The sequence below is a fragment of the Curtobacterium sp. MCLR17_055 genome, assembly GCF_003234305.1.
In the GTDB taxonomy this organism is placed as follows: Bacteria; Actinomycetota; Actinomycetes; order Actinomycetales; family Microbacteriaceae; genus Curtobacterium; species Curtobacterium flaccumfaciens.
This window is the reverse complement of sequence record NZ_QKSX01000022.1, coordinates 37,838-53,148: the sequence shown is the minus strand read 5'-3', so window position 1 is coordinate 53,148 and position 15,311 is coordinate 37,838. Positions and strand designations below refer to the sequence as shown.

The window sequence follows — 15,311 nt, the reverse complement described above, 5'->3', positions numbered from 1 at the left end:
CCAGAAATTCCAACCAGGTACGCCCGATTCGACCAGCTACGCCCGATTCCACCCGGCCCGGCCCACGCCCGCACCCCCACACCCACACGCAACACGGCGCCGGACGGAACGCACCCGTGTCCCGTCCGGCGCCGCGGTCTCTCCCCGACCGAACGCCGGACCCGCTGCCTCAGGCCCGACGCACGCGCAGCGTCACGATCTCGAACGGACGCAGGGTCAGCACGACCGGCTCCCCGGCCGACCACGAGCGCTCCAGCGGCCGCTCGAGCAGGTCGACCTGCGACACCGACGCGACGTCGAACCCGAAGGCGACCCCGACGTCCGTCGCCCGGCCCCCGAGCCCCTCGTACAGGCGCACGACGACGTCTCCGGAGCGGTCCTCGGCGAGCTTGACGGCCTCGACGAACACCTGCGGCGACGACACCGTGACGAGCGGCGCGACCTCGGCCGACCCGGGCACGCTCCGCACCGGCAGGTTCAGCCGGTACCCGGAGTCGGCGGCGTCGAGCACCGAGGCCCCGATCCGCAGCACCGTCCGGAACACGTGGTGCCCCTGGTCGGCGTTCGGGTCCGGGAACGTCGGCCCGCGCAGCAGCGACTCCCGCACGAGCGTGGTGATCCCGCCGTCCGGCCGGGTCTCGCGCGTGATGTCGTGGCCGTAGGTCGAGTCGTTCGCCACGGCGACGCCGAACCCGGGCTCCGCGACGTGCACCCAGCGGTGTGCCGAGGTCTCGAAGCGGGCGTGGTCCCACGAGGTGTTCTGGTGCGTCGGCCGGTCGATGTACCCGAACTGGATCTCGCTCGAGGCCGACGACGCGAGCACGTCGATCGGGAACGCGAGCTTCAACAGCTTCTGGTGCTCGTGCCAGTCGACCTCGGTCTCGACGGTCAGCTCCGGTTCGCCCTGCACGGCGGAGTAGCGCGTGGTGAGCGTCGACGATCCGAAGGACCGTTCCACGACGAGCGAAGAGCCGTCGAACGAGACGGACGACGCCGACAGCACCGTGCCGTTGCGCTGGTACGCGCGGTCGATGTCCCAGGCCTCCCACTGGTTCGGGGTGTCACGGAACACCGTGTACTCCGCCGCCGCAGCGCCTGGTGCGATCGCGTCGCGTCCGGTGGCGTGGTCGACGAACGAGACGACGTGGCCTGCAGCGTCGATGGTCGCGGTGACGACGCCGGTGTCGAAGACGAAGCGGTCGCCGCTCCGGACGGGAGGCACGGGTCGCGGCGCGTGGACGACCGAACCTGCCAGGGCGGTCACGTCCCCTGCCGCGACCGGCGAGGCGTTGAAGCGCACGACCGACGCGGCGTCGTCGGCGGTGCCGGCTGCGGCGCCGCTGACGGCTGCGCTCCCGCCTGCGGCGAGCGCCGTCGTCGCGCTCCCGATCAGCCCCTCGAGCACCTCGGCGACCCGGGCGTACTGCTCCTCGGCGTTCTCGTACACCCACGCGATCGAGGACCCGGGCAGGATGTCGTGGAACTGCTGCAGCAGGACGGTGTGCCAGGCGTCCTCGAGTTCGGCGTACGGGTACTCACTGCCGAGCCGGACCGCCGCCGTCGCCGCCCAGAGCTCGGCTTCGCGGAGCAGGTGCTCGGAGCGGCGGTTGCCCTGCTTCGTGCGGATCTGCGACGTGTAGGTGCCGCGGTGGAACTCGAGGTACATCTCCCCCGACCAGACCCCGGGCGTCGGCAGCTCGGCTTCGAGCTGCTCGAACACCTGTGCCGGCGTGCCGAGTGTCACGTGGGGCGACCCGTCGAGGTCGTGCTGGCGGTGTGCGGCGCCGACCATCTCGCGGGTGGGACCGCCACCGCCGTCGCCGAAGCCGTACAGCAGCATCGAGGTGTTCGCGGTGCCGCGTTCCTTGTTGTTCCGTTCGCCGCGGCGCAGGTCGGCGGGCGAGACGTCGGAGTTGTAGGTGTCGGCCGGGGGCAGGTGCGTCAGGACGCGCGAGCCGTCGATGCCCTCCCAGTGGAACGAGGTGTGCGGGATGACGTTCGTCTCGTTCCACGACGGCTTCTGGGTGACGAACCACTTCGACCCGGCGGCGCGGACGATCTGCGGCAGGGCGCCCGAGTAGCCGAACGAGTCGGGGAGCCAGGCCTCGGGGGTGTCGATGCCGAACTCCTCCAGGAAGAAGCGCTTGCCGGCGACGAACTGGCGGGCCAGGGCCTCCCCGCCGGGCAGGTTGGTGTCCGACTCGACCCACATGCCGCCGACCGGGATCCACCGCCCTTCGGAGACGCGCTGCTTGATGCGGGTCCAGATGGACGGGTACTCGTCGCGGATCCAGGCGTACTGCTGCGCGGACGAGCAGGCGAAGGTGAAGTCGGGGTCGCGGTCCATCAGGTCGAGCACGTTCGAGAACGTCCGGGCGCACTTGCGCTTCGTCTCGCGCACGGGCCACAGCCAGGCGGAGTCGATGTGGGCGTGCCCGACGGCGATCGCGCGGTGGGCGGCGGGGCTGGCGGGGACGGCGAGCACGGGCGCCAGGACCTGCCGGGCGTCCGCGGCGGTGCCGGCGACGTCGTCCGGGTCCAGGGCGTCGGCGGCGCGTTCGAGCGCCCGCAGGATGTCGGCGCCGCGGGTGCCGTCGGTGGGGAGCTCGGCCATCAGCCCGCGCAGCACCCAGAGGTCCTGCTGCAGTTCCCACACGGTGTCGTCGCGCTCGACGACCTCGAGGGCCTTCAGGCGGTAGATCGGGTCGTCGCCGGCGGTGGAGCGCGAGCCGAGCGGCGTCGCACCCTGGAACGAGTCGCCGCCGATGTCCGGGTTCGCCCCGGCCTCGATCCAGAGCTCGAAGGACTCCCCCGGGCCGACCTCGAGCGGCACGGTGTCGTTCCGCGGCTCGATCGCCTTGATCGTGGAGCCGTCGGCACGGAACGCGAGTCCCTCGGCCTGGAACCCGGGCTGCCGCTTGGTGAACCCCAGGTCGACGAGGAGCTCGGCGGTGGTCCCCGGCGCGGTGCCGAAGTCCGCCGGCACGGTCCCGGTCACCCGGAACCACGTCGTGCCCCACGGGCGTCCGCCCCAGTGCGACCCCACCGTGAACGGTGTGTACGTCTCACCCACGGCGGCGTCGAACGGCACCGGTTCGCCCGGCACCTCCCACGCCTCGATCGTCACCGGCGCCGAGCGACGGAGGACGGCGGGATCGACGCGGTCGCGCACGAGGCGGGCGATCCGGGCCTCGACGAGCGGTTCGTCCTGGTGCATGTGCTTCCTTTCTGGTTGCAAGACACCGGTGTTCGCGAACGGAACCGCGGTTCGCGGGTGTTCGACGCGCGAACACCGGTGTCTTGCGGGGCGTGGACCGGCGGATCAGCCCTTGATGCCGCCGGCGAGGGCGTTGCCGCCGCCGAGGCCTCGGGACACGATCACGTAGAGGGCGATGACGGGCACGGAGTAGACGATCGAGAACGCGGCGAGCTGGCCGTACGCCACCGCCCCGTTCTGCCCGAAGAAGTTGAAGATGCTCACCGCGGCGGGCACCTTCTCGGGCGAGAGCAGCAGGACGAACGGGACGAAGAAGTTCCCCCACGCCTGGATGAACACGAAGATGAACACGACCGCGATGCCCGGACGCATGAGCGGGATCACGATGCGGGTCAGCGTGGTGAGCATCGAGGCGCCGTCGGTCCACGCCGCCTCTTCCAGCGAGATCGGCACCGAGTCCATGAAGTTCTTCGCCATCCAGATCGCCATCGGCAGCGACGTGGCGGCGAGGAAGAAGATGCAGCCCCACACGTTGTCGATGAGGTTGAGCGACACGAACAGTGCGTAGACGGGCACCATCATCGCGGTGATCGGCAGACCGGTGCCGAACAGGATGCTGTACAGGAACGGCTTGTTGACCCGCATCTTGTACCGGGACAGCGGGTACGCGGCGAGCAGCGCGAACACCACGGTGACGACCGCGGTGCCGCCGGAGAGCAGCAGGCTGTTCGCGAGCGGGATGAACGACAGCTCGGGGGTGAGCACCTTCGCGAAGTTGTCGAGCGTGAACTGCGAGGGCAGCTTCACCGACAGCGAGGCCTGGGTGTCGAACGAGGCGAGCACGAGCCAGAGCAGCGGCACCGCGAAGCACACCGCGATGACGAGCAGCACGACGTTCGACACCCACCGCATGGTGCGGCCGCGCGGGGACGTCATGTGCATCGACCCCGGTGCGGTCACCGAGCGGGTCGTGGTCTGGTCGAGGGACGGGGCTGTCATGGCCATCAGTCCACCTCCGGCTTGAGGGCCCGGATGTAGATGATCGAGAAGACCGCCCCCACCACGAGCAGGATGGTCGCGATCGCGGTCCCGAAGCCGAGCTGCGAGAACTTGAACGCCTCCTGGTACGCCAGGATCGGCAGGGTCGACGAGTTCGTGCCCGGACCGCCGCCGGTCATCACGAAGATCAGCGTGAAGACCGACAGGGTCTGCAGCGTCGTGAGCATGAGGTTCGTCGAGATGCTCCGGCGGATCACCGGGAGCGTGATGTAGACGAGCCGCTGCCAGCCGGTGGCTCCGTCGACCTCGGCGGACTCGGTGATCTCCTCGGGGACCTCCTGCACGGCGGCCGAGTAGACGAGCATCGAGAACGCGGTACCGCGCCAGATGTTCGCCAGGATCACGGCGAGCATCGGGTACGTGTAGAGCCAGTTCGCGCCGGTGATCCCGATCGACGCGAGGAACGTGTTGAGCGTCCCCTCGTCGTTGAAGAACGCGTACGCCGCGAAGGACGCCACGATCTCCGGCAGGACCCACGCGGCGACCACGAAGGTGCCGACGATCGCCCGGACGGCCTTGTTCGCCGAGCGCATCAGCAGGGCCAGTCCGAGGCCGAGCACGTTCTGTCCCACCACGGCCGAGGCCAGCAGGAAGACGACGGTCAGGATGACGGACTTCGGGAAGTCCGGGTCCTGGAACAGCTCGACGTAGTTCTGGAACCCGACGAACTGCTGGTCGGCCGCGCTGGCGCCGGTCAGGGCCGAGTTGGTGAACGACCCGTAGAACGACGAGATGACGGGGCCGAGCAGGAAGATGACGAGGAGGACCAGGGCGGGCAGGAGCGGGACCGCTCGTCCGACGTTCCGCAGTGGTCGCCGCTTGCGCGGCACGGGTGGATCGGTGCGCTTCGGCGCACCGGGCGCCGACAGCGTCGGCGCGAGGGGGGTGCTGGACACGATGGGTGCCTTCCGGGTGCGGAGGGGTTCCGAAGGTGGGGAAGGACGGACGGGAGGCGCGGCGCGGGACCGCCCCGCGCCTCCAGTCCGTCAGTGGGTGACGTCCGTCAACCAGCGGAGACGGTGTTCTCCTTGCCGACCACCTGCGTGACGGCCTTGTCGTAGGCGGCAGCCGCGTCCTTCGGCGACTGCTGACCGGTCATGACCGCTTCCATCGCGACCTGGATCGCGTTGGACACCTGCGAGTAGTCACTCGTCGCCGGGCGGAAGTTGGTGTTCTCCACCAGCCCCGAGAAGAACTTGAACGTCGGGTTCGCCGCCGTGTAGGCCGGGTCGTCCGCGACGTCCTTCCGGACGGCGATCTGGCTGTTCTCGGTGTCGTACTTCAGCGAACCGTCCTTGTCGAGGAAGCTCGTGATGAAGTCGAACGCCGCCTGCGGGTTCTTCGACTTCGCGCCGACCGCCAGGGTCCAGCCGCCGGACATCGAGTTGTAGCCGGGAGCCTGCCCGTTCTGGGTCGGCATGGGCGCCTGGCCCATCACGTCGTTCCACTCGGGCCACGGCGCGGTGCCGGACTTCAGCCACGTGCCGGACTGCCACGAACCGTCCAGGTCGATCGCGAGCTTGCCCTTCGGCAGCCACGTCTGGGCGATGGTCGTGCCGACGTTCGTGTCGAGCGCCTGCTGCGGTGTCGGGCCGAGGCCGCCCTGGTAGACGTCCTTCACGAACTTGAGCGAGTCCTCGAACTGCTTCGAGCCGGTGACCCACTTCTTGTCCTTGTACAGGGTGTTGCCGGAGCCGTCGGCGCCGTACAGGAGCATCTCGAAGCCCTGCATGGTCGAGGCTTCGCCCTGCGCCTTGCCCGAGTAGATGTTGAACGGGATGACGTCGGGCTGCTTCTCCTTGATGGTCTTCGCCGCCGCGAGCACGTCGTCCCACGTCTTCGGCTTCCACGGGACGTCGAGCCCGGCCTTCTTGAAGATGTCCTTGTTGTACCAGAGGGCTCGGGTGTCGGTGCCCATCGGGACGCCGTAGATCTTGCCGTCGTCACCCTGCCCGGCCTGCTTGGCGTTGTCGAAGAACTGGTCCCACTCGTCCCACTTGTCCGTGTACTTGTCGAGTGGCAGCAGGTAGCCCGCCTCGGCATCGGCCTTGACGAGGAACGTGTCCTCGTACATGACGTCCGGGGCGGTGGCCGGCGCCTTGTTCATGAGCGCGAGCTTCGTGTAGTAGTCGTTGCCCTGCGCCTGGATGGGCACGAGGGTGACCTTCTTGCCGGGGTTGTCCTTCTCGTACTGCTTCTTGACGACCTTCATCTGGGCGTCGAGCTGCTGGAAGGCGCCGAACTTCTGGTACGCGATCTTGATCGTGTCGCTCGAGGCGGACCCCGAGCTCGAGCAGCCAGCCAGACCGACTGCGGCCACGGCCACAGCTGCGAGTCCGGCGATGATGCGGGTGCGTTTCATCGGTGCTCCTTTGCACGGGTGATGTCCGCGGGCACCATCGCCCGCGCGCAGGATTAGTCCACCGTATTGACTTAAACCTGTCAAGGAGTTTCTCGGGTGGATCCGGGCGTACCGAGCGGAATCGGGCGTACCGAGCGGGATCGGGCGTACCGGGTCGGAAGTTTCGACCAGGTACGCCCGATTCCGCTTCCCATCGCGTGCGTTCTGGGAAGGAACGTCCGTCAGGAGATCGGGGTCGCGCTCCCCGTCACCGTGATCCCGCCGGCCTCGGGCACGTCCACGAGCAGCAGACTCGGACGCCCGACGTGTCGCCCCTGCCGGATCGTGATGCGGTCGCCCGGCTGCACTGCACCGATCTGCCGCAGGTACGCCCCGGTCGACGCCGCTGCCGATCCCGTTGCAGGGTCCTCGGTGATGCGCCCGGCGGGGAACAGGTTGCGCGCCTCGTACTCCCGGTCGCCGGTGCGGTGCAGCACCGTGACCGTCCCCGCCCAGCCGGCCTCGCGCTTGAGCTCGGCGAGGGGCCCCGGCGCGAACCGGAACTGGTGGAACAGCTCGCCGTCGTGCAGCACGAGCACCGGGTGCCAGTTGCCGGCGAAGGACTCCAGCACCGGGAACCCCGGAGCGATGTCCGCCGCCGAGAGCCCGAGCAGGTCGAACAGCCGCGCCAGCAGGGCCGACTCGATGTCCCGCGTCGCCGGCTCGACGCTCGTCATCGCGACCTGCACCGCTCCGTCCGCACCGACCGTGGCGTCGAGCGCGACCTCGCCGGCCAGGGTCGTGAACACCCGGCGGCCCGGCCCCTCGCGCTCGGCCAGCGCGACGGCCAGGGCGACGGTGGCGTGCCCGCAGAACGGCACCTCGGCGCTCGGCGAGAAGTAGCGGACCCGCGGCCCGGTCGACGTCGCACCCACGACGAATGCGGTCTCGGGGTACCCGACCTGCCGGGCGATCGCGAGCATCCGGTCGTCGGACAGTCCGGCCGCGTCGAGCACGAGCCCGGCGGGGTTGCCACCGCCCGGCTCGGCGGCGAAGGCGGTGTACCGGAGGATCTCCTGCTGCATGCCCCGACGCTACTGCGGTGTCACGACGGGGTGCGCGGGCCGATCACCGACGGGTGGCCCGGACTGCTGCGGCGCCGCGGGTGGCTCCGAGGGCAGCGCGAGGAACACGGCGAGCACGATGTAGCCGGCGGGCACGAAGCAGAGCAGGACCCACCACCCGGAGCGGTTCGTGTCGTGGAGCCGCCGCACCGCGATGGCGATCCAGGGCAGCAACGCCGCGAGCCCGACGACCACGAAGACCCCCAGTGCGATCTGGGCGAAGACCGGCATCGACGTGAGCAGGAACCACCAGACCGGGAACGGGTTGAAGGACTGCATCGCCTGGTCGAGGACGCGCGCTTCCTCCGGGCTCGGCATCGGTGGGGGCGTCGTGAAGAGTCCGATGCCGTACACGATGTTGATCGCAGCGGAGATGATCGCCCACCACAGCGCCCACCACCAGAACTCGGCACGAGCGGCACGACCGCGGAACACGACGTACCCCCGCCAGAACCGCGAGAACGAGGCGGGGAAGGTGGCCTGGTGCCAGGGGACCCCGACCGGTGGCTGCTGCGTCTGGTGCACCGAACCTGCTTACCGGGGCGACCTGGGCACTCCTGAGCACTCCTCGGCAGGCCCGGCGTACTGCGGCGCCCGGGTGGGGGTAACCCCCGACCGATTCCGGGTGCGCACGTGATGTTTCAGCGTCGCCTCCGTCGTGAGACTGGATCCATGAGCACCGACACGCGCCCCACCACCGCCCGCCGCACCCTCCGGATCGCCCTCGCCTCCACCGCCGCGGTGTCCGCCCTGCTGCTGACCGCCGGCTGCAGCGCGATCCAGGACATCGTGCCGAACAAGACCCCGCAGAAGCACTTCGACGCGTACTCCGACGCTCCGCGCTCCGGGGAGTCCGAGGACCTGGCCTTCTTCATGCCGAAGTGGGTGCCGGAGGACGCGAAGGACATCGACGTCCGCCTCCACGTCTCGCAGCCCGGGTACGTCATCGGGTTCGCGTCGAAGGACGGCGTCGACGTGGACGACTGCACCCCGCTCGACGAGTCGTACGGCGGCACGGCGATGACCGCGGACTTCCTGCCCGAGGAACTCCCGACCAAGGGCCTGGTCACCTGCGGCGACGGTCGCGCGGTCACCGAGATCGACGGCCGCTGGTACGGCTGGACCACGAAGGACGCCATCCCGGGTCAGGACGACACCCAGACCATGCACGGCACCGAGCACTGACCGCAGCCACCCACCGGCCTGGAGGCGCGTGGCGGCCCCGCCCCGCGCCTCCCGTCCGTCGCGCGGTCGCGCCCACCGCGCATGGGTGAGCAGAAGACGTCGGGTCCGCACCGCGAACCCGACGTCTTCTGCACACTCATCGCCCCGACGGGGGGCGTGGGGACTACTCCGCAGCCACAGTCCGACGTCGGCGACGCACGATCAGCACACCCGCACCCGCCGCGAGCAACAGGAACGCCACCAACGCACCGGCACCGAGCCCCGCAGCACCCGTGAACGCGAGCTGCCCATCCACGGTGATCGTGATCGGGGTCCACCCGATCAGACTCCCGTCCGCAGCCGTCACCGCCAGACGGTGCGCACCAGCCACCGTGTCCGCCGGGATCGTCACCCGAACCGTCCCGTCAGCAGCCACCACAGCCGTACCGATCACGGTCGGCTCCGAGAACAACCACACGTTCACGACGTCACCGGCAGACGCGGTGCCGACCGTCACCGTGATCGTCTCCCCCGCACGAGCGGTCGCCGGAGCCGACACCCCACCACGGTTCCCCTCCGTCAACAACGACTCCGACGGCGCCACCGGAACGACCGGGGCAGCCGAGGGACCCGGGGTCGGGACCGCGGTGGGCGTCCCACCCGGGGTCGGCGTCGGCGTCGTGCCGCCGTCGCCCGGGGTCGGGGTCGGGGTCGGCGCCGGCGTGGGCTCCGTGCCCGGGTCGGTGTCGCCGCCCTCGCACGGGTACGTCCCCGCGCGGAGCGAGAACCCGTCCGTGTCGTTGTCGTCCGCGTAGAAGGTCGCACGCTCCCCGTCGGTGCAGACGCCCGAGATCGCGAAGCCCTCGTTGGCGAGCGTGCGGTCGGCGGCCGACGGCGCCTCGTACAGCGTCGAGGCGGCGAAGGCCCCGTCGGTCACCTCGTACAGCGCGGTCCGACCCGAGCACACCTCGTCGCAGACCACCCAGAGCGCGTCGAGCGTCGGGTCGAACTGCACGTCGGCGACGACGGCGAGCGAGGTCGCGATGGTGGCGACCCGCGCCGAGGACCCGTCGTCCATCAGGGCGTAGGCGTACACACTCGCGGTGCCCTCGACCCCGACGAAGAACAGCCCCTCGCCGTGTCCGGCGTAGCTCGACGGTGCGTAGGCGGCGCCGGTGCGCTCGTCGGCGAAGCCGTGCGCGGTGAGCCAGGTGTCCGGGATCCAGGTGACGCCCTCGAGCCCGGCGTTCGCGCCGAGCCCGGGGAAGTCCGCGGCGAGGTTCCACTCGTCCGTGGCCCGCAGGGTGGCCTCGGAGCCGTCGGTCGTGGTGTAGCGCAGGACCGACGGGCGGCTCGTGCTCGACACGTCGTTGTTGCGCTCGGTCGACACGTAGACGGCGCCGGGGTCGTCGCTCGTGACGGTCACGCCCTCGGCGTCCGGGGTGCCCGTGCCGTCGGCGTAGCGCAGGTCGGTGCCCGCGGCGTTCGACGGCGCCCAGCCGCCCGCGCTGTCCGAGGTCAGGTGGTAGAGCAGGCCGTCGCCGTTCTGCACGGCCCAGAGCTGCCCGTCCCGCGAGCTCCCCGAGGTCGTCCAGTCGAGGCCGCTCAGGTCACCGGTGAAGGTGTCCTCGTCGTCGAGCACGGTCTCGTCCGGGCCGCCGGGCCAGGCCTCGGCGGTGACGACGCCGGCGAACCGGTTCGCCGCGCCCTTCGTGGGTGCCGCCGTCTCGGCGAAGTCGCCGGTGCCGTCAGGGTTGCGGCCGTACGTCGTGCTCGCGTGCGCCGTCCACGAGGTCGAGTCGACGACCGCACCGCGGGCGTCGAAGAGCCGCACGGAGTCCGCCTTGCCGAGTCCGAAGCCGAACGCCGCCTCGTCGAGGACGGTGAAGCCCCCGGCCGCGACGGTCGTGCCCGCGGGGATCGTGTACGCGTGGTCGTCCTCGCTGTCGCGCAGTACGTACCCGCCCAGGTCGACGGTGGTGCTGCCGGTGTTGGTCAGCTCCACCCAGTCGCCGGGGGTGCCGTCCTGCGACTCGACCTCGTTGATCCGCACGGGCGAGGAGCAGTCGTTCGCGGCACCCTTGGTCGAGGACGTGGTGTCCACGAGCGGCCCGACGCCGTCGGCGCAGCGACCGTAGGTGACACCCGCGTGGGTCGTCCAGGCGTACCGGAGCACCAGGTCGCCGGCGGGGTCGTAGAGACGCACGGTGTCGGCGCCACCGAGCCCGAAGTCGAAGCCGGGGGCGGTCGCGGACAGCTGATCGACGACGAAGTAGCCGCCGGCGGCGATCGTCGAGCCGCTGGGCAGCACGTACGCGTCGTGCGAGCCGTCGGAGTCGAGGAACGCGTACCCGGTCAGGTCGATCGCGGTGCCCGAGGTGTTCCCGAGCTCCACCCAGTCGGTGTCGTCGCCGTTCGACTCGACCTCGTTGACGACGAGGCCGTTCGCCGCGACGGCGCCGACGGCCGAGTCGTCGTCACCGACGGCCGCGAGGGCGGGGCTGGCGGTGACGACACCGGCGACGACGACCAGGGCGGTCGCGACGGCGGCGCCGATGCGAAGGGTGAGCGGGCGCAGGGTGGGCGGGCGCAGGGCGGGAGCGCGCATGCAGGGTCCTTCTCGGGGGAGCGAGCGGGCGGAGACCTGCACGACTGTTCAGCATCCACGCGACCGGCCGGTGGCCGTCGGGTGAACGGGCGGTGTCCCGGGTCGCGCCCGGCGCCCTGGACGCGCGGCGTGCGGACGGGAGGCGCGGGGCGGGCCCGCACCGCGCCTCCCGTCCGCCCTGCGGTCACGCTCACCGCATCCGGTGCGCAGAAGACGTCGGGTCCGCACTGCGAACCCGACGTCTTCTGCACACTCGTTGCTCGAGGTGTCAGCGCTCGGTGACCTCCGAGAAGTCCGGCGTCCCGTCGGGCAGCGCGGGTAGGGGCGTGCCGTCGACGTAGCGGGGCCAGGCAAGGGCGCGGGAGGCCGACGGACGGGACGCGTAGCGACGCCCGTCGGACGCGACGACCGTCTCGGGCGCGGGGCCGGGGGTGGAGGCGCGAGCGGGAGCGGGCGCAGGAGCGGGCGGCAGCGGCACATCGGGTGCCCGTGCGGGAGCGGCGGGCGTCGGCGTCGCGCTCCACGCCGGCTGCTGCTCGGGCACCGGCCACGTCGCCGACGGCAGCGTGGCTCGCGGACGGAACAGGGCGTTGCTGAGGGGCACCACGACGGTCCCGAGCAGGTCGAGGATCACCACCACCCAGACGAGCCGCCAGTAGCCGCGGGCGTAGTCGACGTCCGGCGCGAGCAGCGGGATCGAGAGCAGTAGCGCGAGCAGGGCGATGACTCCGACGGTGGCCTTCGCGACGACCTGCAGGACGGGCGTCGGGTACCGGCGGTGGATCACGAGGAGCAGGTGGACGTGCAGGAGCGCCACCCGGGCGACGCCGACGAGCCAGATCCAGTGCCAGAAGTGCTCCAGGACGAACCAGATGCCGTCGCCGGAGACGCCCGTCGGCACGATCCACACCTTGTACAGACCGGCGACGAGCAGGTACATCGACGTGGCGATGCTCGCGAACGCGAATATCCCGGACCGCCTGGACGAGACGTCGGCGTCGTACCAGGACAGCAGCGCGAAGACGACGACCACGACGATCGTCAGGAGCAGCTGCACCGCGACCCTTCCGAAGTCGCCGAGGAGCACCGCGGCGATGCCGACCAGGCCCGCGGCGACGACCGCGCCGATGATCGTCCGGAACACGAGCGGGCGCACCCTCGCCCACCGCGGGTCCATCGTGCCGTCCGTGTCGTTCGCGCTGTCCGTGGTGTCCGTGCTGTCCGCGGTGTCCGTGCTGTCCGTCATGTGTCCCCCGTCGATCCCGCACACCTGGCGGCTGCGTCGGATCGCAGCGTAGCGGGCCGGGGCGGAGTGCTCCGGCCGAGCAGGGCGCCGGTCGACGGCGCCGTGCCGTCAGCGCCGGATGAGCAGGGTGCTGGCCCGCGGCGAGAGCGCGGCGTCGAGCACCAGGCAGGCGGCACCCACGGCGGCGACGTCGGCACCGCGGTCGCTCTCCACCACCTGCACGGCGTGCTTCGGCACGAGCAGCGGCGACCCGACGATGGCGGTCCGCGCAGCTGGCAGGGCAGCGCTCGCGATGCGTGACCAGAACGGGCCGCCGAACACCACGCGGTCGATGTCGAGCAGGTTCACGATGAGGACGACGGCGTTGCCCATGACGGTGCCGGCATCGGCCGCGAGCGTGACGGCGGTGTCGTCCCCGTCCGCGATGGCCGCGGCGAGCTCGTCCCATGCGGCGTTCACGGCGTCGACATCGGCGGCGTCGGTGGCGTCGGTGGCATCGGCGGCGTCCGTGGCATCCGCACCAGCACCCGCCCCGCCGGACAACGCGAGCCCCCGTGACCGCGCGACCCGCACCAGCCGGTCCGGCGCGACGGCTGCACCGACCTCGCCGCGCGTACCCGAGCCGTCCGGGGTGCCCGCGAGCGACCCCTGGTCGACCATGATGTGCCCGGCGTCGCCCGCGTTCGACCCCACCCCGCGCACGGGTTCGTGGTCGACGACGAGACCGACGCCGAACCCGGTGCCGAAGTACACGAACGCGAAGTTCCGGGCCGAGGACTCCCCCGCCAGGAACATCTCGCCGACCGCGGCTGCCGTGACGTCCTTCTCGAGCAGGACCGGGTAGCCGGTGGCCTCGGCGAGCGCATCGCGCAGCGGCACGTCCCGCCACCGGGGCAGGAACGGCGGGTCGACCACGATGCCGGCCTCGACGTCGATGGGTCCGGGGCTCGCGATCCCGACGCCGAGCACGCTGTCGACGGCCACCCCGGCGTCGGCGACGAGCCCGTCGACGGCCGAGGCGATGGTGCGCACCACCTCGGACGGGTCGTCGGCGGTGGGGGTCGAGGTGGTGGACGCGGCGACGACGGTGCCGGCGAGGTCGAGCAGCACGTAGGTGACGACGGCCGGGTCGACGTGCACGCCGACCGCGTACCGGCTGCCCGGTTCGAGCCGCAGGATGGTGCGGGGCTTGCCGCGGCCGGACACGACGGTGCCGGACTCGACGATCATGCCGGCCTCGATCAGGAACCGGGTGACGTTCGACACCGTCTGCGCGCTCAGTCCGGTGCGGGCGGCGAGTTCGACGCGGCTCAGGCCGTCGGGCGAGCGGCGGACGGCGTCCAGGACCACGGTGCGGTTGAACCCGCCGATCGACGGGAGGTTCGCTCCGCGTCGATGCTCTGCCATGCCGCGACCATACCGCGACGCCGCTCGGGCACCCGCTCGCGTGGTCCGGTCAGAGCGCCCTGTCCTGGATCAGCCCGCCGGACGTCCGGTCGACGACCGCACCACGAGCGAGACCGGGAGCGTCGCTCCCTGCAGTGCCCCGTCGCCGATCGCCGCGAGCAGCCGCTCGACGGCCACGGTGCCCATCAGCGCGGTCGGTGAGTGCACGGTCGTCATGGGCGTGGGCAGCTGCGCCACGACCGAGATGTCGTTGTAGCCGACGATCGACAGGTCGTCGGGCACGCGGAGACCGCGTTGCCGCGCGGCGCCCATCACGCCGATCGCCGCGGTGTCGTTGACGGCGAAGATCGCGGTCGGCGGGTCCGACAGCGAGAGCAGCGTGTGCGCGCCGACCACGCCTCCCTCGACCTCGAAGTCGCTGTGGACGACGAGCGCGTCGTCGACGGCGAGGTCCCGCTGCTCGTGCGCCAGGCGGAACCCGGCCACCCGCTCCACGGCGGTGCTGGCGTGGCGCGGACCGGCGATGACGCCGATGCGGCGGTGCCCCAGCGCGAGCAGGTGTTCCGTGGCCATCCGGCCGCCCTCGACGTCGTCACCGACCACGGCGGGCATCCAGTCGCCGGGGTGGCGGTTCGTCGCGATGACCGGCACGGGGAGGTCCGTCAGCCGAGGGTTCGGGGACGACAGGTGGAGCGAGCTGACGATGAGGCCGTCGACCTGTCGGGAGAGCAGGAAGTCGACCGCGTCCAGTTGCGCGCCCATGTCGTCCGGGGGCGTCGTGAGCAACAGCTGGTACCCGGCAGAGCGGGCGGCCGACTCGACGGACTGGCAGATCGTCGCGATGACCGTGTCGGCGAGCCGTGGCATCACGACGCCGATGGTGTTCGACCGCCGGGTCCGGAGCGATGCTGCGAGTCGGTTGGGGCGGTACCCGAGCTCGGCCGCCGCCGCGATCACCCGCTGCGCCGAGGCGCTCCACCCCTTGGTCGGCTCCGCCTGTCGGAGCACGCGCGACGCCGTCGAGATGTGCACGCCGGCGAGCGCAGCGATGGCCTGCAGGTTCACGTCACCACGACGATCCTGCTGACCGTGTCCGGCCGGGTCGTCGCTCGTACTGCCCATCCGTCGAGTCTAGGTGACAGATC

The 15,311-nt window shown here is 71.2% G+C and carries 11 protein-coding genes; 1 reads left to right on the top strand and 10 read right to left on the bottom strand.

All coding sequences use genetic code 11. The features are described 5' to 3' along the window. Positions 1-169 precede the first annotated feature (169 nt). From DEJ09_RS16345 to DEJ09_RS16320, 6 genes are all read right to left on the bottom strand, one after another. Positions 170-3,217, bottom strand: coding sequence for a glycoside hydrolase family 38 C-terminal domain-containing protein (locus tag DEJ09_RS16345; RefSeq protein ID WP_111089256.1), 3,048 nt, complete (start codon positions 3,215-3,217; stop codon positions 170-172). A 105-nt stretch (positions 3,218-3,322) separates the two neighbouring features. After that, complete coding sequence (locus DEJ09_RS16340) at positions 3,323-4,216, bottom strand: carbohydrate ABC transporter permease (protein WP_371830315.1); 894 nt, start codon at positions 4,214-4,216, stop codon at positions 3,323-3,325. A gap of 5 nt (positions 4,217-4,221) precedes the next feature. After that, a complete protein-coding gene (locus DEJ09_RS16335) occupies positions 4,222-5,172 on the bottom strand; it encodes a carbohydrate ABC transporter permease (RefSeq protein WP_110894824.1) in 951 nt (316 codons plus the stop codon). A 107-nt stretch (positions 5,173-5,279) separates the two neighbouring features. Beyond that, on the bottom strand, positions 5,280-6,638 hold the full coding sequence (locus DEJ09_RS16330; protein WP_071404684.1) for an extracellular solute-binding protein: 1,359 nt from the start codon (positions 6,636-6,638) through the stop codon (positions 5,280-5,282). A 221-nt stretch (positions 6,639-6,859) separates the two neighbouring features. Continuing rightward, positions 6,860-7,702 (bottom strand): PhzF family phenazine biosynthesis protein, encoded by an 843-nt coding sequence (locus DEJ09_RS16325; RefSeq protein WP_111089255.1) that lies wholly within the window; start codon positions 7,700-7,702, stop codon positions 6,860-6,862. A gap of 9 nt (positions 7,703-7,711) precedes the next feature. Continuing rightward, positions 7,712-8,266 carry a DUF805 domain-containing protein gene (locus tag DEJ09_RS16320; RefSeq protein WP_111089254.1) on the bottom strand — a complete coding sequence of 185 codons (555 nt, stop codon included), beginning with the start codon at positions 8,264-8,266 and terminating at the stop codon, positions 7,712-7,714. 147 nt (positions 8,267-8,413) lie between these two features. On the opposite strand from DEJ09_RS16320, the gene DEJ09_RS16310 reads away from it, so the two are divergent. Next, entirely contained in the window at positions 8,414-8,926 is a 513-nt protein-coding gene (locus DEJ09_RS16310) for a hypothetical protein (RefSeq protein WP_071245384.1), read from the top strand. Positions 8,927-9,089: 163 nt separating this feature from the next. Here the strand turns inward: DEJ09_RS16310 and DEJ09_RS16305 are convergent, their stop codons facing one another. From DEJ09_RS16305 to DEJ09_RS16290, 4 genes are all read right to left on the bottom strand, one after another. Continuing rightward, entirely contained in the window at positions 9,090-11,513 is a 2,424-nt protein-coding gene (locus tag DEJ09_RS16305) for a lamin tail domain-containing protein (RefSeq protein WP_111089253.1), read from the bottom strand. Between the two features lie 268 nt (positions 11,514-11,781). Further along, positions 11,782-12,759: a hypothetical protein gene (locus DEJ09_RS16300; protein WP_146245759.1), complete on the bottom strand. Its 978-nt coding sequence runs from the start codon at positions 12,757-12,759 to the stop codon at positions 11,782-11,784. A gap of 108 nt (positions 12,760-12,867) precedes the next feature. After that, a complete protein-coding gene (locus tag DEJ09_RS16295; protein ID WP_111089251.1) occupies positions 12,868-14,166 on the bottom strand; it encodes an ROK family transcriptional regulator in 1,299 nt (432 codons plus the stop codon). A gap of 69 nt (positions 14,167-14,235) precedes the next feature. Beyond that, positions 14,236-15,288, bottom strand: coding sequence for a LacI family DNA-binding transcriptional regulator (locus DEJ09_RS16290; protein WP_209080989.1), 1,053 nt, complete (start codon positions 15,286-15,288; stop codon positions 14,236-14,238). Positions 15,289-15,311: the final 23 nt, after the last annotated feature.